Source organism: Ancylobacter sp. WKF20, from assembly GCF_029760895.1.
Taxonomy (GTDB): Bacteria; Pseudomonadota; Alphaproteobacteria; order Rhizobiales; family Xanthobacteraceae; genus Ancylobacter.
In genome coordinates this window covers 1,605,723-1,624,758 of record NZ_CP121679.1, presented here as the reverse complement: position 1 = coordinate 1,624,758, position 19,036 = coordinate 1,605,723, and the positions used below count along the sequence as shown (strand labels likewise).

At 63.2% G+C, this 19,036-nt stretch carries 22 protein-coding genes, 1 tRNA gene and 1 other RNA gene; 21 read left to right on the top strand and 3 right to left on the bottom strand.

Annotated elements, in window-relative coordinates:
• Positions 1-24 precede the first annotated feature (24 nt).
• The 7 genes from AncyloWKF20_RS07475 to AncyloWKF20_RS07445 all read left to right on the top strand — a co-directional run bounded on the left by AncyloWKF20_RS07475 (position 25) and on the right by AncyloWKF20_RS07445 (position 3,724).
• Positions 25-1,326, top strand: coding sequence for a phage tail fiber protein (locus AncyloWKF20_RS07475; RefSeq protein WP_279317243.1), 1,302 nt, complete (start codon positions 25-27; stop codon positions 1,324-1,326).
• A gap of 1 nt (position 1,327) precedes the next feature.
• Entirely contained in the window at positions 1,328-1,534 is a 207-nt protein-coding gene (locus AncyloWKF20_RS07470; protein ID WP_279317242.1) for a hypothetical protein, read from the top strand.
• On the top strand, positions 1,531-1,800 hold the full coding sequence (locus tag AncyloWKF20_RS07465) for a hypothetical protein (RefSeq protein ID WP_279317241.1): 270 nt from the start codon (positions 1,531-1,533) through the stop codon (positions 1,798-1,800). The genes AncyloWKF20_RS07470 and AncyloWKF20_RS07465 overlap by 4 nt, the downstream gene beginning before the upstream one ends.
• Entirely contained in the window at positions 1,800-2,048 is a 249-nt protein-coding gene (locus AncyloWKF20_RS07460; protein ID WP_279317240.1) for a hypothetical protein, read from the top strand. Before AncyloWKF20_RS07465 ends, AncyloWKF20_RS07460 begins: the two co-directional genes overlap by 1 nt.
• A gap of 104 nt (positions 2,049-2,152) precedes the next feature.
• The gene (locus tag AncyloWKF20_RS07455) at positions 2,153-2,938 is read left to right on the top strand and encodes a hypothetical protein (protein WP_279317239.1); all 786 of its coding nucleotides are present in this window, start codon (positions 2,153-2,155) and stop codon (positions 2,936-2,938) included.
• A 271-nt stretch (positions 2,939-3,209) separates the two neighbouring features.
• A complete protein-coding gene (locus AncyloWKF20_RS07450) occupies positions 3,210-3,488 on the top strand; it encodes a hypothetical protein (protein WP_279317238.1) in 279 nt (92 codons plus the stop codon).
• Positions 3,485-3,724 carry a hypothetical protein gene (locus AncyloWKF20_RS07445; protein WP_279317237.1) on the top strand — a complete coding sequence of 80 codons (240 nt, stop codon included), beginning with the start codon at positions 3,485-3,487 and terminating at the stop codon, positions 3,722-3,724. Before AncyloWKF20_RS07450 ends, AncyloWKF20_RS07445 begins: the two co-directional genes overlap by 4 nt.
• Here AncyloWKF20_RS07445 and AncyloWKF20_RS07440 read toward each other — a convergent pair.
• Positions 3,721-3,903, bottom strand: coding sequence for a hypothetical protein (locus AncyloWKF20_RS07440; protein ID WP_279317236.1), 183 nt, complete (start codon positions 3,901-3,903; stop codon positions 3,721-3,723). The genes AncyloWKF20_RS07445 and AncyloWKF20_RS07440 overlap by 4 nt on opposite strands.
• A 55-nt stretch (positions 3,904-3,958) precedes the next feature.
• Here AncyloWKF20_RS07440 and terL point away from each other — a divergent pair, with 55 nt between their 5' ends.
• Together terL and AncyloWKF20_RS07430 are read left to right on the top strand one after the other, a co-directional pair.
• Positions 3,959-5,656, top strand: a complete 1,698-nt coding sequence (gene terL, locus AncyloWKF20_RS07435) for a phage terminase large subunit (RefSeq protein WP_347710391.1) — start codon at positions 3,959-3,961, stop codon at positions 5,654-5,656.
• Positions 5,657-5,811: 155 nt separating this feature from the next.
• Positions 5,812-6,069: a hypothetical protein gene (locus tag AncyloWKF20_RS07430; RefSeq protein ID WP_279317235.1), complete on the top strand. Its 258-nt coding sequence runs from the start codon at positions 5,812-5,814 to the stop codon at positions 6,067-6,069.
• A 90-nt stretch (positions 6,070-6,159) separates the two neighbouring features.
• Here the strand turns inward: AncyloWKF20_RS07430 and AncyloWKF20_RS07425 are convergent, their stop codons facing one another.
• Positions 6,160-6,582 carry a hypothetical protein gene (locus AncyloWKF20_RS07425; protein ID WP_279317234.1) on the bottom strand — a complete coding sequence of 141 codons (423 nt, stop codon included), beginning with the start codon at positions 6,580-6,582 and terminating at the stop codon, positions 6,160-6,162.
• Positions 6,583-7,002: 420 nt separating this feature from the next.
• Here AncyloWKF20_RS07425 and AncyloWKF20_RS07420 point away from each other — a divergent pair, with 420 nt between their 5' ends.
• The 6 genes from AncyloWKF20_RS07420 to AncyloWKF20_RS07395 all read left to right on the top strand — a co-directional run bounded on the left by AncyloWKF20_RS07420 (position 7,003) and on the right by AncyloWKF20_RS07395 (position 10,409).
• Positions 7,003-7,602 (top strand): hypothetical protein, encoded by a 600-nt coding sequence (locus AncyloWKF20_RS07420; RefSeq protein WP_279317233.1) that lies wholly within the window; start codon positions 7,003-7,005, stop codon positions 7,600-7,602.
• Between the two features lie 249 nt (positions 7,603-7,851).
• Positions 7,852-8,121, top strand: coding sequence for a hypothetical protein (locus AncyloWKF20_RS07415; protein ID WP_279317232.1), 270 nt, complete (start codon positions 7,852-7,854; stop codon positions 8,119-8,121).
• Positions 8,122-8,422: 301 nt separating this feature from the next.
• Entirely contained in the window at positions 8,423-8,797 is a 375-nt protein-coding gene (locus AncyloWKF20_RS07410; RefSeq protein WP_279317231.1) for a hypothetical protein, read from the top strand.
• A gap of 238 nt (positions 8,798-9,035) precedes the next feature.
• Positions 9,036-9,455 (top strand): hypothetical protein, encoded by a 420-nt coding sequence (locus AncyloWKF20_RS07405; protein ID WP_279317230.1) that lies wholly within the window; start codon positions 9,036-9,038, stop codon positions 9,453-9,455.
• Positions 9,456-9,559: 104 nt separating this feature from the next.
• Positions 9,560-9,626: hammerhead ribozyme type II (locus tag AncyloWKF20_RS07400), an RNA gene on the top strand.
• A gap of 459 nt (positions 9,627-10,085) precedes the next feature.
• Positions 10,086-10,409 carry a winged helix-turn-helix transcriptional regulator gene (locus AncyloWKF20_RS07395; RefSeq protein ID WP_279317229.1) on the top strand — a complete coding sequence of 108 codons (324 nt, stop codon included), beginning with the start codon at positions 10,086-10,088 and terminating at the stop codon, positions 10,407-10,409.
• On the opposite strand, the gene AncyloWKF20_RS07390 is transcribed toward AncyloWKF20_RS07395, so the two are convergent.
• Positions 10,397-10,481: transfer RNA gene (locus tag AncyloWKF20_RS07390), tRNA-Leu, on the bottom strand. The genes AncyloWKF20_RS07395 and AncyloWKF20_RS07390 overlap by 13 nt on opposite strands.
• 36 nt (positions 10,482-10,517) lie before the next feature.
• Here AncyloWKF20_RS07390 and AncyloWKF20_RS07385 point away from each other — a divergent pair.
• The 6 genes from AncyloWKF20_RS07385 (at position 10,518) to AncyloWKF20_RS07360 (ending at position 18,889) form a co-directional block, all read left to right on the top strand.
• Positions 10,518-11,633 carry a site-specific integrase gene (locus AncyloWKF20_RS07385; RefSeq protein ID WP_279317228.1) on the top strand — a complete coding sequence of 372 codons (1,116 nt, stop codon included), beginning with the start codon at positions 10,518-10,520 and terminating at the stop codon, positions 11,631-11,633.
• Positions 11,634-11,837: 204 nt separating this feature from the next.
• Positions 11,838-13,190 carry a trigger factor gene (gene tig, locus AncyloWKF20_RS07380; protein WP_279317907.1) on the top strand — a complete coding sequence of 451 codons (1,353 nt, stop codon included), beginning with the start codon at positions 11,838-11,840 and terminating at the stop codon, positions 13,188-13,190.
• A 155-nt stretch (positions 13,191-13,345) separates the two neighbouring features.
• On the top strand, positions 13,346-13,978 hold the full coding sequence (locus AncyloWKF20_RS07375; RefSeq protein ID WP_279317227.1) for an ATP-dependent Clp protease proteolytic subunit: 633 nt from the start codon (positions 13,346-13,348) through the stop codon (positions 13,976-13,978).
• Between the two features lie 376 nt (positions 13,979-14,354).
• Positions 14,355-15,626 carry an ATP-dependent Clp protease ATP-binding subunit ClpX gene (clpX, locus tag AncyloWKF20_RS07370; protein ID WP_279317226.1) on the top strand — a complete coding sequence of 424 codons (1,272 nt, stop codon included), beginning with the start codon at positions 14,355-14,357 and terminating at the stop codon, positions 15,624-15,626.
• Between the two features lie 255 nt (positions 15,627-15,881).
• Positions 15,882-18,317: an endopeptidase La gene (gene lon / locus AncyloWKF20_RS07365; protein WP_279317225.1), complete on the top strand. Its 2,436-nt coding sequence runs from the start codon at positions 15,882-15,884 to the stop codon at positions 18,315-18,317.
• 293 nt (positions 18,318-18,610) lie between these two features.
• Positions 18,611-18,889, top strand: a complete 279-nt coding sequence (locus AncyloWKF20_RS07360; RefSeq protein WP_013167015.1) for an HU family DNA-binding protein — start codon at positions 18,611-18,613, stop codon at positions 18,887-18,889.
• Positions 18,890-19,036 lie beyond the last annotated feature (147 nt).

Below are 19,036 nucleotides of genomic sequence, written 5' to 3'. Positions count from 1 at the left end.
GCTTGCTCATCATCAGGAGACAATTTGGCAGTCCTTCAAACGTCCCTCTTCTACCGGGGGGACGGTTCGACCCGACGTTACCCGGTCGCCTTTGACTACCGCGACCGCAGCTACGTCTACGTCACCGTGAACGGCGCGCAGGTTCCGTTCACGTGGATCACCTCGGGCCAGCTTGAGCTTGCCGCTGCGCCCGCAAACGGCACCCTCATCAACATCTTCCGCCGCACCGCGACCGGCGCCTTGGTCCGGTTCGAGGACGGTTCGACCGTCACCGGGGAAGACCTCAACACGACCTATGAGCACGTTCTCGACATCGTGGAGGAGACCAGCGACGGCGTTACGGCCATCACCGAGGAGGCGCGCACGGCGCTGGATAACTCGGCCTCGGCGGTGGCAACGGCGGGGCAGGCGCTGAGCCTCGCGGGCGTTGCGGCCACGGATGCGGCGTCCGCCAAGGCTGAAGCTGCGAGCGCCAAGACCACCTCGGAGGAGGCCCTCGAAGTCGCCCTTGAGGCTTCAACGACTGCCGCTGACCTGTTCAAGGTGGCTCAGGACCTCGCGGAGGCGGTTGTCATCGACGACGCCGCCGACCTTCCGTTCGATCCGGCAGGAACCAACCTCACGGCGACCAATGTGCAGGACGCGGTAGCGGCCATCGCCCTCGTCACAGGCGCAGCCGAAATCACCACCGACAAGGTGAAGATTGCGGGAACCAATGAGACGCTCACGGCGCGCTTCTTGGCAGCCGAGAGCGCGCTTTCACAGGCCGTAGAGGACATTGCGGATAAGGCAGACGCCGCAGCCACGCAGACGGCGCTCGACGCAAAGTCCCCAATCGGCCACGGCCACAGCGTCTCCGAAGTGGCTGGCCTGTCCGATGCTCTCGCCAACAAGGCAGATCAGTCGGCTACGGCTACCGCACTGGCCGGCAAAGCAGCCGCGACCCATACGCACTCAAAATCGCAGGTGACGGGTCTAGATGCCGACCTGACTTGGTTGAGCAATGGCAAGTATCTGGCCGCCGTGAACTTTCAGGGAAACGGGACCGTGACAATCCGCAAGACGTACAACGTCAGCGCGATTGGTGACTTGGGCTCTGGCACATATCGAGTGTACTTCGCGACTGCAATGCCGGACACGAATTACATGGCGCTGCTCTCTTGCACCAATACTGGTGATGGGCAGCAGGGGCAGGCCCCGAGTGTCGTTCACATCACTAGCCAGCAAACAACTTACATAGACCTCGTGACCTATACGTCCAACTCGGTCACGCAGAACAACTTCGATCCGAATATCGTCAACCTTGTCATCTTCCGGGGAACCTGACATGCGCATCATTTACCCGACGGCCGATGGCGGCGTGGCCGTTCTGACCCCGGCCGAAGGCATCGAATCTCTAAACGACCTTGCCGTCCAGCTCGTGCCTACCGGCGTTCCCTACCGCATTGTGCAGGATGGCGACATCCCTGCCGACCGCTCCCAGCGGGACCTCTGGACCGCCGACTTTACCAGCTTCGATGGGGTGGGCGGGTGAACGTCATCACCATCCGTCCCCGTCCTGCTACCGTTCCGCAGGCTGTGACCCGCGCGCAGGCTCTCATCGCACTCTACGAAGCCGGAATGCTTGAGGCCGTGGAGGCTGCCGTTGCCGCTCACCCCTACGCGCCTGTCCGCCTCTGGTGGAACAACGCGCTCAACTTCGAGCGTACCAATCCCTACCTCACCGCTCTCGCTGTAGAGGTTGGCCTCACCGATGAAAACGTTGACCGCCTCTTCGTGAGCGCCTCAACGAGGATTTAATGCTCTCTCTCGACAACATCAAAGAACTCCACACGGCCGAGGACCTCATCCCCCTCACGCCGTCCAATACCGTCGACACCGCGGAGCCTTTCCGCGCCCTCTACATCGGCTCCGCTGGCACGCTGGTCTACACGTCCCTGCGCGGCGTGAAACGCTCTGTGCCCATCTTTCAGCCCGGCTGGTTTGACGTGGCTGGAACCCGCGTGTGGGCCGAAGGCACCGTTACGCCGGTCTTCATGGTTCCCTGATGAGCCGCTTTGGGTTTGGCCTCTGGAGGGGGCGTCGGGCTCTTGCGGCGTCCCCTCTGGACGACCTCTCGCCCCAACTCTACGTCGCCCTTGGGATGCGCCGGATGCTCACGAGCTATACCGGCCCGCTCCTCCGGGCTCGCCGCGCATCGGATAACTCAGAGATGGAGTTCGGAGCGCGCGGCGATGGCTGGCTCGACACCTCAGCTCTATTGAGTTGGGCCGGGACATCTAGCGTCCTTCTGGTCGCGCTGTATGACCAGACCGGCCAAGCGCGACATGCAGTGCAGGCAACCGCAGCACGGCAACCTCGGCTCGTCAACGCCGGGGTGCTCGACGCCGTGAACGACCGCCCGACCATCCGCTTTGACGGTTCCGATGACTTCCTTGAGATTCAGGGGACGACGGCCTTCTCCAACGGCCGGGGTGCCTTAACGCTCGGTGCGGTTGTTCTTCGGCGGGGCGAGGTCGCTAACGTCTCTCAGCAGGTGGTCTATGCCAACACGGCCACCGGCCTGACGCGGGCGAACATCGGCTTCCTCACCACGGAGTCCTACAAGGCAGTTGCAGGCGGGCGGCGGCTGGATAGCGACAGCTATCAGCGCATAGTCTCCCCCTCGGTTCCCGCAGTGAACAACTGGTGGCGCTTGATAGGCCGCCACCGTTATTCGGCCGCCGCTGCCGACCTCGCCATCAACGGCGTAGTGACAACGGGCGGCTATCAGACGGCCGGCCTTACCGCGAGTACCCCGCAGACGGTAAACGTCCTCATCGGTGCCACGCAGTCTCCCGGCGAGTGGCTAGTGGGCTCTATGACCGCCGTGGTCGCGGCTCAGGCCGCGCTCGACATTGCCGCTCTTGACGCGGCGCTCGCGAAGGCAGCGCCATGAGCTACCTAATCTTCTCTTCGCTGGCCGCAGCCGAGCAGCGTTCCCACGCTGCCTACGCCGCACTTCGTCCAGGGGGACACCCGGTAACGGACGCCTTGTGGGGCGTTCTTCCTCATCGTGGCGATGGTAGGGCCGCCCTCATCATCCCCGCATCCCCCGAGGAGGCGGGCCTCACCATGCCGCAGGGCGACTATGACGCGCTTCTGACGGCCCAAGAGCGAGCAAGCCTGATTTCGGCCCTACCTGACGGGTGGCAGACCTTCGAGACATAATGGAACACGACACCGAATTTCACCGCGCCTTCGGGCGCATTGAGGGCAAGCTGGACGGCGTGATTATGCGCCTTGATGTCGAGCGGGACGCGCGCGTTGCGCTGGAAACGCGCGTGCGCGCTATCGAGGACCGGCCCGACCTCGAAAACCGCGTCTCGAAGCTTGAGGAGGGGCAAAGCAAGCACTCCGCGAAGCTGGCCTACTGGAGCGGCGGTCTCGCCGTTCTCGCCGGCCTCTACGCTCTCTTCCGCGCGAAGCTGGAGCGTCTCTTCACGTGAGCAACAAAGCTGACGAGAAGGAACTCGGCGGCCTGCACAAGGCCGTCGCTGAGGCGCTCACCAAGAAGATTGAGAACGGTGAGGCCGTCGCGGCCGACCTCGCGGTGGCTGTCAAGTTCCTCAAGGACAACGGCATCACCGCCTCGCTGAAGTCCGAGCACGTCCAGAACCTCGTCCATACTCTCCCGTTCTCCGGGGAGGACGACGCAGAGGATAGCGGCTACAGGGCCAATTAGCGGGCCTGTATCCCCTTTTGAAGCCCCTTCGCGACCAGCGGCGCCCACCTATCCATCTCGTTGCGGAGCCGCTCTATGGCCTCCGCAGCCTCGCGTAGGGCCTTCTCAATATCCGCCACCGGCACATCGTCGACCTGATCCGCCAGCGACCTAAGCCGGTCCACCACGTCTTCGTCCAATAGAGCCTCCTTGGGGAAATCCTGAGGGGGCTCTTTTGTCTCATACGGAGGACCCATCTCCAATAACTCAGCCGGCCCCATCTTCGTCCACAAGGACCCGATCCGGGCCGACTTCCGAAACTTCCTGTTCCTCGTCTGGAAACACCTCGGCCTGCCCGAGCCGACCCCGGAACAGTACGACATCGCCGGCTACCTTCAGCACGGCCCCAAGAAGAAGATGATCATGGCTTTCCGAGGCGTCGGGAAGTCATGGATTTACGGGGCCTTTGTCGCGTGGCGCGGCTACACGAACCCCGACTGGAAGATGATGGTCGTGTCCGCCTCGAAGCAGGCGGCCGACAGCCTGTCGATGTTCGTCAAGAAGATCATCGACGAGATGCCCATGCTCCAGCATCTGCGCCCCCGCGAGGGCCAGAAGGACAGCGTGGTCATGTTCGACTTCGGGCCTTCGCGCACGTCGAAGGACCCCTCGGTGAAGTCGGTGGGCATCACCGGCCAGATCACCGGCTCCCGCGCTGACGAAATCATCGCGGACGATATCGAGACCACGAACAACTCCTACACGGCGCAGGCCCGCGAGCGCCTGCTTGAGCTGATCAAGGAGTTCTCGGCGGTCGTGAAGCCCGAGAGCGGCTACATTACCTACCTCGGCACGCCGCAGTCCGAGATGTCCATCTACAATGAGCTACCGGGACGCGGGTACGAAATCCGCATCTGGCCTGCGCGCATCCCGACGAACCCCGAGAAGTACGCCGGCCGGCTCGCCCCCTACATCCTGAAGCTCATGGCGAACGGGGCGATGGCCGGCGACCCGGTGTCCCCGCGCTTCCCTGAGCACGTGCTGCGCGAGAAGGAGGCCGAGTATGGCCGATCCGGCTTCGCGCTCCAGTTCATGCTCGACAGCAGCCTCTCCGATGCCGACCGCTACCCGCTGAAGCTGTCCGACCTGATCGTGTTCACCCTCGATCCGCGCATGGCACCCGTGAAGTTCGTGTGGGCGGCCGGGCCAGACCAAGTGCTTGAAGACCTCCCGAACCCCGGAATGACCGGAGACCGCTTCCACTCCCCCATGTGGACCGCGCGGGAGATGGCCGAGTTCACCGGGTCCGTCATGTTCATCGACCCCTCAGGACGCGGCAAGGACGAGACCGCCTATGCGGTCGTAAAAATCCTGCACGGGTGGCTCTACCTGACGGCCTCGGGCGGCGCGTTAGGGGGCTACGAGGAGGGCACGCTCAACCGCCTTGCGGTCATCGCCAAGCAGCACAACGTCAACCGGGTGCTCGTCGAGAGCAACTTCGGTGACGGCATGTTCACGCAACTCCTCAAGCCCGTGCTCGCCCGCATCCATCCGGTGACGGTCGAAGAGGTACGCGCCAAGGGACAGAAGGAGGCACGCATCATTGAGACGCTGGAGCCCCTCATGAACCAGCACCGGCTCATCATCGACCGCAAGGTGGTGGAGGATGACCTCCGCTCGGTGGAGGCGCTGCCGGTCGAAGGCGCCGGCCACTACAGCCTGTTCTACCAGCTCACCCGCCTTACCAAGGAGCGCGGTTCGCTGCGCCACGACGACCGTCTAGACGCCGTTGCAGGCGCTTGCCAATACTGGTTGGAGCACATGGCCTCAGACACCGACAAGGCCGCCAGCGACCACTACAACCGCCTCATGCAGGAGGAGCTGGAGCGATACATGGACGGCGTGTTGGGAGCGCCGAAAGCTGCCGACACGTGGATGGGAAATCGTTTATAATCAAGGAGTTGGCTAACCCCCCACTATAGGAAGAGCCCCCTGTTGGTTAGTGAGAGAAAAAATCTCCCAACAGGGGGCGGATGTTCGCTGTGTGTTCTGTTTCAATTTTACAACCATACTACATATGGTTTCGTAACGAGCAGACGGAGAGTTCCATGGCCTACGAAACTGCCTCTCTAACCGACACGCAACTCAACATCTTGACCATTATCGGGGACCAGTGGCGCTATCGGCAGGCCGACACGTGGAAACCCGAGGAGCTTGGCTCGCTTATGACCGCCTTGGGAATGGAGTCGGATGTCGGCGCCGACCTAGAGGCCATGGCAAAGGCTGGGTGGTTCACCCGCATTGGCCCGGCATTTAGCATGACCGCGCTTGCAAAGCGGGAATACACCCGCATCGCGGGGTTATGACCCTACCTCGCTGTCGCTCGGTAGGGTGTAATGTCAAGGCTATCTTGAGGTGGCCTAGGCTGGCCTCGGAGAGGGGGACCTAGGGGCTGGTCAAGGCTTTGCTGGAATGTCCGCCAGAGCTTTCGCCATCCCCTTCCACTGTCTATCCATCAACTCGAATGGTCTCACGACAGCACTCAGCGCTGCCTCTAACGAGCGGCCGGGCAGGTGCATGTCCCACCTATCCTTGGTGAGCTGCCCTGTGCAGACGAGGAAGAGGGGCTTCTTCTTCAGGAAGAGTAGCCCACGACCCGGCTCAAACTTGTGCAGGAGGAACCTCGTGTCCAAGGGCTCAATCTGGAGAATGACCGTCATCGCCTCGACGGCCTCCCAATCCACCTCAAGCGGTCTCCCGGCCGCCTGACAGGCACGTACAGTGGTCTCGACTAGGTGGAAGTCCTCGTGCCCGAACGCGGTCCATGGATAGGCTGTGAGGGCCTCCTGAAGCTGCTTCCATGTCATCCCACCGGACATGCGCGGTTCCCCTTCGTTGGCCGTCTCCGGGCACCCTAGGAGCCGCTGGAGTCGTCGTGAAGGGACCCCCGATGGTTTTCGGCAGAAATCCGAGTGAGCATCTGAATAGAGAAGAACGCGCGAGACCCCCCATGGGGGTGCCGGCCGGCCGATTTAGAGGGGCGCCTAGGGGGGCATTGGGCACAGTTCCGGGCACGCGCCGCGTGCAAGCCCTTGAAGGTGCTGGCTTCTGCGTTGGATTGAGTATCTCCACCGTGCGCCTAGGCGGCCATAGCGGGGGCGGCACGGGTGCCCATGCCCACCTTGGGCATTCGTCGATGCGTTCGTGTTTGATGGGGTGTGGGCGCCCCTGTCTATCTCTTTTGCGAAACCACAAGGGATGGTAGATTGCCTTGTCCGGGTGCCTATATGGAGTCGCGCATGTCTAACGTGTTTGGCGTGCTGGTGAGCGTCGCGGTCACCATTGCATGCGCCCTCGCACTCTCCTACTTGAACACTTGGCTGGCGCTGCCCGACTCCCAAAAAGGTAAGGGAAGGCAGTTGCTACAGGCTAAGGCTGCAATCCTTCGCGCCCGCTGCGTGGCTTGGTGGCAAAAGGTCGAGGAAGCCAAAGCTAAAGCTGGCGAAGCGCAGAGCGGTGTTGCAATTGCCCGCGTTGAACAGGGCGCGGCTGTGCCCTCTACAGTTAAGGCCGTGCCTGCTGAACGGCCCTTCCAGTCGGCCCCCTCTGTAACTACCTCGCACCTTGATGGAACTGCCGTCGGCTATTCTGAAGCGGTTGCCCTTCGCACGTACGAAAGTGTGAAGCGCTGGGAAGCGTTGTCGTCAGACGGCGCTTACACGGCCGCTCTGCGCCACGCCATGAATTACCAAAATACCGCAACCTACCAGCTAATGGAGGATGCGCGCCGGGCGGCGGCAGAGCACGCGAAGTATGCCAAACAGATCGAGTTTGCGCGGCAGTTGGCGCGCACACACGCCGAGGCGGCGCGCAGTTCGGGGCTTCTCCGGGCACAATGAGTTCCCACTAAGGCCCTGAAAAACATGCAATATTCTGATTTTTAAGAAAAATACTCCTGTCCCGCTTGACAGCATCATCCCGATTTTGGGATAAGAGGTGCAACGAAGCGGCGGCGCTGGCTGCACCTTCGGGGGCTGTTTGAAAGGTGAATAGGTCGGGTGCTGGTGCTGCACCCCTGACGATGGCCTAGCAGGGCCGAAACCTTTATCTCGAACGTCCCGTTTTTGGGATGATACGGAGTGCCAATCATGGGTTGGTCGGATCGTACAATGTGGGGCGGCGAGTTCGTCCCGGTCGCGGAACTCCTCAAGGGCGGGACGCACCGCATTGAGGCGTGGGGCAATTCTCGCGAAGGCTGGTTTCCCTACCTTGTGACGCCTCACGACGGCATCGGCTGCCAGATCGGCCCGTACTTCGGACGGGACCTAGGCGACACCCTTCGTGACCTGAAACAGGCCGCCGCGCGCGCTTATGGCATCGAGCCGCGCGCCGTGAAGCTCGGCCGTAACTGGTGGTGAACCCCACCTCATGAGACGCAGCTAGGGCGCATCCGGCCCGCATCGGGTGCGCCTCATGGTGCGCCTAGCGTGCCCGGTCGGGCGCTCTTGCCCGGCCGCTACCCCCCGGAGAACCGAGCCATGCAAATCGTGGTGTTCGTCTCCGTCTCTGGCAAACCCCTGAAAATGAAGAAAGCCGCGAGGGTGGCAGCCCTCACGGCCCTATTCATTCTCTGGCTCTAGAGACGGCTTCCTCACGCTCGAAAGGGCGTGGGGTTGCCGGGGGGAACCTTACCAATCCTCAGGCTCTAGAGGCAACCCCATGGCAAACGTCTACGACCAGCACGACAAGGCATTCGCTGGCGTCTCGGCATACATCATCCTTGGCGGGGACGACCGGAAGGTCGCAACCGTGGCCTTCAAGCACCCGAAGGACGGCGCGGCGCGGCTCTATGCCTACGTCCATTGGCTCGGCACTCAGATGGTGCGGGGGCACGCTAACGGCTTCGGGTATGACAAGCGTACCGCCGCCGCGTCGGTCGCCGCTGGCAAGCTGCCTTCCGTGTACCCGGTGGACCGGGCGCTAGGGGAGCTTTCCGGTTACGACGCCTTCCGCGCTGCCCTGCTTCACGACGCGGGGCCATCTTGGCAGGCGCAGCTAGAGCGCGCTGGCTTTCGCGTGTGGCAGGCGGTTTGAGGGCGCGCGATGTCTGATTCCTTCTCCGCATTCTGTTACGTCCGAACTCACGTCCCTACGGGGAGAAGTCGAGCAGCCTCGCGCGGCTTTGTGTCAGTCGCCGCCTATCACGCGGAGCTTGAGCGCTGGAACCGAGAGGCGGCCGGCCTCTGGCATTACGCGCCCGTCGAACCCGTGACGCCCTACGGCGTGGCCTTCGACACGGTGTCGGTAGTCGACCTGGGGGAGGTGTCCGCCAATGCCTGACAACCTCCGCGAAGGCTCCCCGGAATGGCATTTCTTCCGGGGCTATGTTGGCGCCGCTCTTTGGTCATCCGTGGATGACGCGGGCGAGCCTCTCGACAATGACCGGGACGAAAGCGACATCGCCCCGGAAACCCTATCGAAAATGCACGCCGACTGTCGCGACTTCTACGCTGCGAACCTCGCGCACATCCAATGCGAAGGCGCGCCCCTCTCGCGCGAGTTTGAGGGCAGCCTAGCGGCCCGCAAAGCGGCCATGGCGGGGCACGACTTCTGGCTGACGCGGTGCGGGCACGGCGCCGGCTTTTGGGATGGTGATTGGCCCGAGCCGCACGCCGCTGCGCTCGACGCGGCCGCAACGAAGGCCGGGAACGTCGATCTATATGTGGGTGATGACGGGCTGATCCACGCCTAGCTGTTGTGGCGCACCGCGCGCTTCTCATCAATGGCGTGAATCAATCGAGGTGGAACCATTCGGAAAACGAATTGGACAGGTAAGGGCGTAAGCCATTTAGAAGACGGCGAAACGGGCCGCGCGGCCCGTCGTGTGCGGGTGGTGCCGCACGCCTGATGAAGCCAGCCAGCGAGGCCGCAATCGGCTCGCGAAAAGGCCCGTGCATGTGAAAACCGGCGTTCCCACGAGTGTGGATAAGAGGTTTTCTGTTACCTAAGTGTTCATGTTTCGTTCTTGACGCTTTCGCCTGCGTATGAGTATCTGTCGAAAGGTTTCTAGGAATGTATGCCCATCAAAGAAGGCAAAAAAGGAATGAAGTCCGTACATCTAGGCGTCCCCGGCCTCGGGGACGTGATGGTTGAATGGCACGAGTGCCGCTATGCGCGCCGGTTCTTTGGCGCGGCCCCGACTGGCTCGGGGGTTGAGGTATGGGCGGGGCGAGCCTGCCTCGGCATTGATACAGCGGATGGGTGGAGATGGAAGGCCGGCGCCCTGATGATCGGCGCCTTTGCAGCGTTCCTCGCACTCTAGAGCAAATCCCGAAAGTGGGATAAGCCTACCCGCTGCGGAACAACGCAAAGGGGTATCTAGATGAAGCCGGAAGCGCGCGCGGGGTTGAGAAACCTCGTTTCTGCCGTTGAGTATTTCACGAAGCAGCACAAGTCGTTCTCCGACCTGACGTTGCAGATTTTCGGGATAATCTGCGCGGAGCCTGACATATGGCAGGGCGACCTGACCAAGCGTCATGGCATCGCACGCAACACGGTTTCCACACACCTCAAGTGGCTGACCGAGTGCGGCTTAGTCCGCTCGCAGCCCGCTCAGCATCACGCGAACGCTTTCGAGTGGCGCGCGACGACGGCCGGCGAGGCTGTCGCTGAGAAAATGGCTGAAATCGCCGGTGGTGCCCGGTGAGGGACTCGAACCCCCACGCCGCGAGGCGCTCGGACCTAAACCGAGTGCGTCTACCAATTCCGCCAACCGGGCAATGGCGGATCATCCTGTACCTTAGGAGGGCCATAGATGGCAATTCGACCCCGAGGGAGCGCATGGCAGTGTTCCCTTACGCACAACGGGAGGCGTTTCCGTAAGGACTTCCCGACGCGCGCTGAGGCGGAAGCATGGGAGGCAACACTACGCGCATCGCTGGAGACAACCGGCACCGCGCCTACCGAGGGGCTCAACATCGCCCCTACCACCCTCGAAGAACTCTTCGAGCGCACCAAGACGCGCTATTGGGAGGGGCAGAAGAGCGCAGCCACCCTCATCTTTAATGGCCGCATGATGGTTGATCTCATCGGCCCGCTTACGCCGATCAGGTCCATTGGACCGGCTCAGATAGATGCGGCAACACTGGCCCTGAAGCAGGGAACGAAGAACTACTCGGGGGCGACGATCAATCGAAAGCTCGCGGCTCTCTCCAAGATGCTGACTTATGCGGCAAAGATGGAGTGGATTGCGAAGCGTCCGAACTTTGAGTGGGAAGACGAACCTGAGGGCCGGCTGCGCTGGTTCACGGAGGAAGAAGAGGAGCGCATTCTTGCGTGGTTCACCTTCACGGGTGAGCCGGAAATGCTCGATTTCGTGGCGCTACTGGTGGATACCGGGATGCGCGTTTCTGAGGGCTTGAACCTCACTGCGGGCGAAATCGAGCGGGTTCCGTTGGTCGGGGGAGGCGAGCGACTTCAAATCCGCTTGTTCGCATCGCGCACCAAGTCCAACAGGTCGCGCGTCATCCCTGCGACTGAACGGGCCACTTCCATCCTTCGGCGGCGCATCCGTGGAACCGTCAAGGCTAAGCTCTTTCCCAACCTCACCAAGAAAGGGATTGAGGAGAGCTGGAACCGCTGCCGCTCCCATATGGGGATGCTTGGTGACGAAGAGTTCGTCCCGCACACCCTCCGACACACGTTCGCGAGCCGCTTGGTTCAGCGCGGAGTGCCCCTGTACGAGGTGCAGAAGCTCCTCGGACACTCGACAATGACCCTGACGATGCGCTATGCGAAGCTCGCTCCTGCGTCCCTTGTGGATGCAGTAGCCGTCCTTGATCGTTCTAGCGTGCGGGCACAGGCCACAACTTGTGCCCCTGACGCGGGAGCGGCGGGGATGGGAGGCGCGCAAACCCGCGCAGTTACTTGACGGACAGCTCAGAGGCGAGATTTAGGTTCCAGTGTCGCAAGATGTGGGGGTTCGAGTCCCTCCGCCCGCACCAGTTTTCCGGCAGCCCGGAGCCTCCCGACCGAATTTCACCGACGAGGACGAGCGACGCGCGAGCGCCGTGGCCTCGCATAACCGACGAGAACGCCGCGTTCGCGCGGCAAACACGACGAAGGCCGATTGAACATGCAGGTCACCGAACTCCTCGCCGAAGGTCTCAAGCGCGAATATCGCGTGGTTCTGCCGGCCGCCGAACTGGACGCCAAGGCGACCGCGCGCCTCAGCGAGATGAAGGACAAGGTGCGCATCAACGGCTTCCGCCCGGGCAAGGTGCCGGTCGCCCATCTGAAGCGCCTCTATGGCAAGTCGGTTCTCGCCGAAGTGATCGACCAGGCGGTAAACGAGGCCAACTCGAAGATCATCGACGATAACGGCTTCAAGCTCGCCATGCAGCCCAAGGTCGAGCTGCCGCAGGACGAGGCGGCGGTCAATGAGGTGATCGAGGGCAAGGCCGACCTGTCCTACACCGTCGGCATCGAGGTGCTGCCGTCCATCGAGCTCGGCGATTTCAAGTCGATCACCCTCGACAAGCCGGTGCTGGCCGTGACCGAGGCGGAAGTCGACGACACCGTCAACCGCATCGCCGAGGCGAACCGCCCCTACACCGCCAAGGAAGCCGGCGAGGCCGCCAATGGCGACCGCGTCACCGTGTCCTTCGTCGGCTCGATCGACGGCGAGAAGTTCGAGGGCGGCTCGGGCGAGGACATCCCGGTCGTGCTCGGCTCCAACAGCTTCATCCCCGGCTTCGAGGAGCAGCTGGTCGGCATCAAGGAAGGCGAGACCCGCACGGTCAACGTCACCTTCCCTGAGAACTACCAGGCCGCCCAGCTCGCCGGTAAGGCCGCCGCCTTCGAGGTGACCGCCTCCAAGATCGATGCGCCCGGTGAGCTCGCGCTCGACGACGAGTTCGCCAAGTCGCTCGGCATGGACGACATCGCCGCGCTGCGCGAGCAGGTGAAGAGCCGCATCGCCCAGGAGCACAACGCCCAGAGCCGCGCCAAGGTGAAGCGTCGCCTGCTCGACGCGCTGGACGGCCTGCACCAGTTCGACGTGCCCCCGACCCTCGCCCAGCAGGAATTCGAGGGCATCTGGAACTCGGTCACCTCCGAGATGGAAAACCAGAAGCGGACCTTCGCCGATGAGGGCACCACCGAGGAGGAGGCCCGCGCCGATTACGACAAGATCGCCAAGCGTCGCGTTCGTCTCGGCCTGGTGCTTGCGGAAATCGGTGAGAAGAACAACATCCAGGTGACCGACGACGAGGTCACCCGCGCCGTCGTCGAGCGTGCCCGCCAGTTCCCCGGGCAGGAGCAGCAGGTGTGGGAGTTCTATCGCAAGAACGCCCAGGCGCTCGCCAGCCTGCGCGCGCCGATCTTCGAGGAGAAGGTCGTCGACTTCCTGCTCGAGCTCGCCAAGGTCAATGAGGTCCCCGTCACCCGCGAGGAACTCTACGCCGAGGACGAGGCCGACAAGGCCTGATGACGGCTGCGGAAGGTTCGCGCGGGAGCGTCTCCCGCGCGTGCCATCTGCGGCATAAGGGTCCGCAGGGCTGGTAGGGACGCGCTTTCGCTTTATTGTGGGGCGGGATGGATTCGCGGGCGGCGCACGGGCGCCGCACCGCCGAGGATCGAAATATGCGTGACCCTATTGATACTTACATGAATTACCTGGTCCCCATGGTGGTCGAGCAGACCAACCGGGGCGAGCGGTCCTACGATATTTATTCGCGCCTCCTGAAGGAGCGCATCATTTTCCTGACCGGGCCGGTCGAGGACGGCATGGCGACCCTCATGGTCGCGCAGCTCCTGTTCCTTGAGGCGGAGAACCCGAAGAAGGAAATCTCGATGTACATCAACTCCCCCGGTGGAGTGGTGACGTCGGGCCTCGCCATTTACGACACGATGCAGTTCATCAAGCCGGCGGTCTCCACGCTGTGCATCGGCCAGGCGGCCTCGATGGGCTCGCTGCTGCTCACCGCCGGCGAGAAGGACATGCGCTTCGCCCTGCCGAACGCGCGAATCATGGTTCACCAGCCGTCCGGCGGCTTCCAGGGCCAGGTGACGGACATCCTGATCCACGCCAAGGAAGTCGAGAGCCTCAAGAAGCGGCTCAACGAAATCTATGTGAAGCACACCGGCCAGGACCTGAAGGCGGTCGAAGACGCGCTCGAGCGCGACAACTTCATGACTGCCGATGCCGCCAAGGCCTTCGGACTTATCGACAAAGTGATCGACAAGCGTCCGGACGACGCCCCCGCGAAAGCCTGATCGCCTTTAATGTGCGTGTTTCGGAAGCCACGGCGGCTTCCTATATGAAGGGCAATCCCGCGCGGAAATGAAGCGTGGGGTTGCGTGCGGCGCGGTATCGCGCTTGCATGTCATGACAGTGAAGTGTCGCCAGGAGGTGTGACAGGGGTACGACGGGGCCGGCGCCCGATCCGCGAAGGCGGGGATGACGCGAATGCCTTCTTGATCGTTCCGCCGCTAGCGTGCTTGGCTAGCAGGAACGGTTGGACCCTTAAGTCGCTTCCTTTTGACGGCCCATTGAGCCGTCGCGTTTCTCCCCCCTTGGAGGCCCGCGGCGGCCTGCGAGACTGGGGCGGGATCAGGAAACCCCTGGACCGCCGAGCGGACGGAGAGACGCATGAGCAAGGTTGGCGGCGGCGACAGCAAGAACACTCTTTACTGCTCGTTCTGCGGCAAGAGCCAGCACGAGGTCCGCAAGCTGATTGCGGGACCTACCGTGTTCATCTGCGATGAATGCGTCGAGCTGTGCATGGACATTATCCGCGAGGAGAACAAGTCCTCGCTGGTGAAGTCACGCGACGGCATTCCGACCCCGAAGGAGATCTGCAAGGTTCTGGACGATTACGTCATCGGCCAGTTCCATGCCAAGCGCGTCCTGTCGGTGGCGGTGCATAACCACTACAAGCGCCTGAACCACGCGACCAAGCATGCCGGTGACGTGGAGCTCGCCAAGTCCAACATCATGCTGATCGGGCCGACGGGCTCGGGCAAGACGCTGCTCGCGCAGACGCTCGCCCGCATCCTCGACGTGCCTTTCACCATGGCGGACGCGACGACGCTCACCGAGGCGGGCTATGTCGGCGAGGACGTCGAGAACATCATTCTCAAGCTGCTGCAGTCGGCCGACTACAATGTCGAGCGGGCGCAGCGCGGCATCGTCTATATCGACGAGATCGACAAGATCAGCCGCAAGTCCGACAACCCGTCCATCACCCGCGACGTGTCGGGCGAGGGCGTGCAGCAGGCGCTGCTGAAGATCATGGAAGGCACCGTTGCCTCCGTGCCTCCGCAGGGCGGCCGCAAGCATCCCCAGCAGGAGTTCCTGCAGGTGGACACGACCAACATCCTGTTCATCTGCGGCGGCGCCTTCGCCGGCCTCGACAAGATCATCTCCTCCCGCGGCAAGGGCACCTCGATCGGCTTCGGCGCGGTCGTCTCCGCGCCTGAGGACCGCAAGCCGGGCGAGGTGTTCCGCGAGGTCGAGCCCGAGGATCTGCTCAAATACGGGCTGATCCCGGAGTTCATCGGCCGTCTGCCGGTGATCGCGACGCTGGAAGACCTCGACGAGGCGGCGCTGAAGAAGATCCTCTCCGAGCCGAAGAACGCGCTGGTGAAGCAGTATCAGCGCCTGTTCGAGATGGAGAATGTCGAGCTCACCATCCATGAGGAAGCGCTGGGCGCCATCGCCCGCAAGGCCATCGAGCGCAAGACCGGCGCGCGCGGCCTGCGCTCGATCATGGAAGGCATCCTGCTCGACACGATGTTCGATCTGCCCGGCCTCGAAGGGGTCGAGGAGGTCGTCATCAGCAAGGAGGTCGTCGAGCAGAATGCACGTCCGCTCTACATCTATGCGGATCGTGCGGTCGGCGATGCGGGCGCGAGTGCCTGAGCCGCGCCGGGACGCAGGAGCGTCCGGGCGGCCCCGCCCGGACGGCAGGACCGGCTCCCTTGACGGAGCCGGAAGTCATCGCCATCTGAGCGTCAACCACCGGTCCTCGACCTGCATCGACGTGCAGTCCCGCGGCGTACCGCTCCCGCACACCGATCCCCGTTCGCGTTCCGGCCGTATTGCGGCACGGCCCCTCTCGCTGGCGCGCTTCGCGCCGGCGGCGGATGCCGGCCGTCAACAGAAAAGGATAGAGCCATGACGAGCTCCAAGCCTCGCGCTGCGCTCACGCCGGGCGTCTCGCAGACTTTCCCGGTCCTTCCGCTGCGCGACATCGTGGTCTTTCCGCACATGATCGTGCCGCTGTTCGTGGGCCGCGAGAAGTCGATCCGCGCCCTGGAAGAGGTGATGCGGAACGACACGTTCATCCTGCTGGCGACCCAGGAGAACGCCTCCGACGACGATCCGTCGACCGATGCCATCTACAAGATCGGCACGCTGGCCTCCGTGCTGCAGCTCCTCAAGCTGCCGGACGGCACGGTGAAGGTGCTGGTCGAGGGCATTTCGCGCGCCAAGGTCACCCACTACACCGACCGTGCCGACCTCTATGAGGCCGAAGCCGTCGCGCTGGAGGAGGAGATCGGCTCCAAGGTCGAGGCCGAGGCGCTCGGCCGCTCGGTGCTCTCCGAGTTCGACAGCTATGTGAAGCTGAACAAGAAGGTTTCGCCCGAGGTCGTCGGCGTGGTCACCCAGATCGAGGACCACTCGAAGCTCGCCGACACCATCGCCTCGCATCTCGCGGTGAAGATCCCCGAGAAGCAGGCGGTGCTGGAGATCCTCAAGGTCACCGCCCGGCTGGAGAAGGTGCTCTCACTGATGGAGAGCGAGATCTCGGTCCTTCAGGTCGAGAAGCGCATCCGCACGCGCGTCAAGCGCCAGATGGAAAAGACCCAGCGCGAGTACTATCTCAACGAGCAGATGAAGGCGATCCAGAAGGAGCTGGGCGACGGCGAGGACGGCCGTGATGAGCTGGCCGAGCTGGAAGAGCGCATCAAGACCGTCAAGCTCTCCAAGGAAGCGCGCGAGAAGGCCACGCACGAGCTGAAGAAGCTGCGCCAGATGAGCCCCATGTCGGCGGAAGCCACCGTGGTGCGCAACTATCTGGACTGGCTGCTCTCGATCCCGTGGGGCAACCGCTCCAAGGTCAAGAAGGATCTGCCCTTCGCCCAGAACGTGCTCGATACCGACCATTTCGGTCTCGACAAGGTCAAGGAACGCATCGTCGAGTATCTCGCCGTGCAGAGCCGGCAGAACAAGCTGACGGGCCCGATCCTGTGCCTCGTCGGCCCGCCCGGCGTCGGCAAGACCTCGCTCGCCAAGTCCATCGCCAAGGCGACGGGCCGTGAGTATGTGCGCGTCGCCCTCGGCGGCGTGCGCGACGAGGCCGAGATCCGCGGCCACCGGCGCACCTATATCGGCTCGATGCCCGGCAAGGTCATCCAGTCGATGCGCAAGGCGAAGAAGTCCAACCCGCTCTTCCTGCTCGACGAGATCGACAAGATGGGCGCGGACTTCCGCGGCGATCCGTCCTCGGCGCTGCTGGAGGTGCTGGACCCCGAGCAGAACCACACCTTCAACGACCACTATCTCGAGGTGGATTACGACCTCTCCAACGTCATGTTCGTGACGACGGCGAACACGCTGAACATTCCGCCGGCCCTTCTGGACCGCATGGAGGTGATCCGCATCGCCGGCTACACGGAAGATGAGAAGGTCGAGATCGCCCGCCGGCATCTCATTCCCCAGGCGCTGACCAAGCATGGCCTGCATCCGAAGGAATGGGCCATCGACGACGAGGCCCTGCTCACCCTGGTGCGCCGCTATACGCGGGAAGCCGGCGTGCGCAACCTCGAGCGTGAGATCTCCAACCTCGCCCGCAAGGCGGTGAAGGATCTCATGCTGTCGAAGAAGAAGACGGTGAAGGTCACGGTCCAGCAGCTCGAGGACTATCTCGGCGCGCCGCGCTACCGCTATGGCGAGGCCGAGGCCGAGGACCAGGTCGGCGTGGTGACCGGGCTCGCCTGGACGGAAGTCGGCGGCGAGATCCTGACCATCGAAGGCGTCATGATGCCCGGCAAGGGCAAGATGACCGTCACCGGCAACCTGCGCGACGTGATGAAGGAATCGATCTCGGCGGCGGCGTCCTATGTCCGCTCGCGCGCGCTCGATTTCGGCATCGAGCCGCCTCTGTTCGACCGCCGCGACATCCATGTCCATGTTCCCGAAGGGGCGACCCCGAAGGACGGCCCCTCGGCGGGCGTGGCCATGGCGACCGTGCTCACCTCGGTGCTCACGGGCATTCCGATCCGCCGCGACGTCGCCATGACCGGCGAGGTCACGCTGCGCGGCCGGGTGCTGCCGATCGGAGGTCTCAAGGAGAAGCTCCTCGCCGCCCTGCGGGCCGGCATCAAGAAGGTGCTGATCCCTGAGGAGAATGCCAAGGATCTCGCCGAGATCCCGGACAATGTGAAGAATGCCCTGGAGATCGTCCCGGTCTCGCGGATGGACGAGGTGCTGCAGCACGCCCTGACGCGTCAGCCCGAAGCGATCGTCTGGGAGGAGAAGCTCCCCGACGCCAAGGTCGAGCCGGTGATCGGCACGATCGAGGAGCCGAGCGGCGTCGCCGCTCACTGAGCTTCCCCGCGCCTTGTGTGAATGGCGGTGCCCCAACGGGCGCCGCCATTTTCGTTTGGCACGACGCTCGACGGGGAGCTTGACACCGCCGCGCTGACGTGACGCTCAAAATGCAGGCGCTGGCATGCCAGCTTTTGACGGTGTCCGGGTAGGCTGAAATCATCCAAAATCGTGTATTTGTGCGGGTTTGATGACGGTTGCGCTTGCAATCGCCGCAATTTGGAGAAAGGGTCGCGCCCGTCGTTGGTGCATGCAACCGACGATTCTTGTGCAACAAGGGAAGGACCGGTCTCATGACCACGAAGAACGAACTCGTCGCCGCCGTGGCCGAGCAGGCCAAGCTGACGAAGGCTGCTGCCGCGGCTGCGGTCGACGCGACCTTCGATGCCATTGCCGCTTCGCTGAAGGCCGGCGAGGAAGTGAAGCTGATCGGCTTCGGCAGCTTCTCCGTCGTGACCCGCGCCGCGCGTGAGGGCCGCAATCCGCGCACCGGCAAGCCGGTCAAGATCGAAGCCTCGAAGGCGCCGAAGTTCACGCCCGGCAAGGGCCTGAAGGAAACCGTCAACGGCTGATTTCGTCCGCTTGATGCGTGAGGCTGGCACCGCCGCCCCGATGGGCGCAGGTGGTGCCGGGTCCACGCGGGGACGTTCAGAGCGCGCGTCGGGTGGCGTTGGACCGTTCCGGTTCCCCGCCCGGCGCGTGTTTCGTTTTTAGGGCAG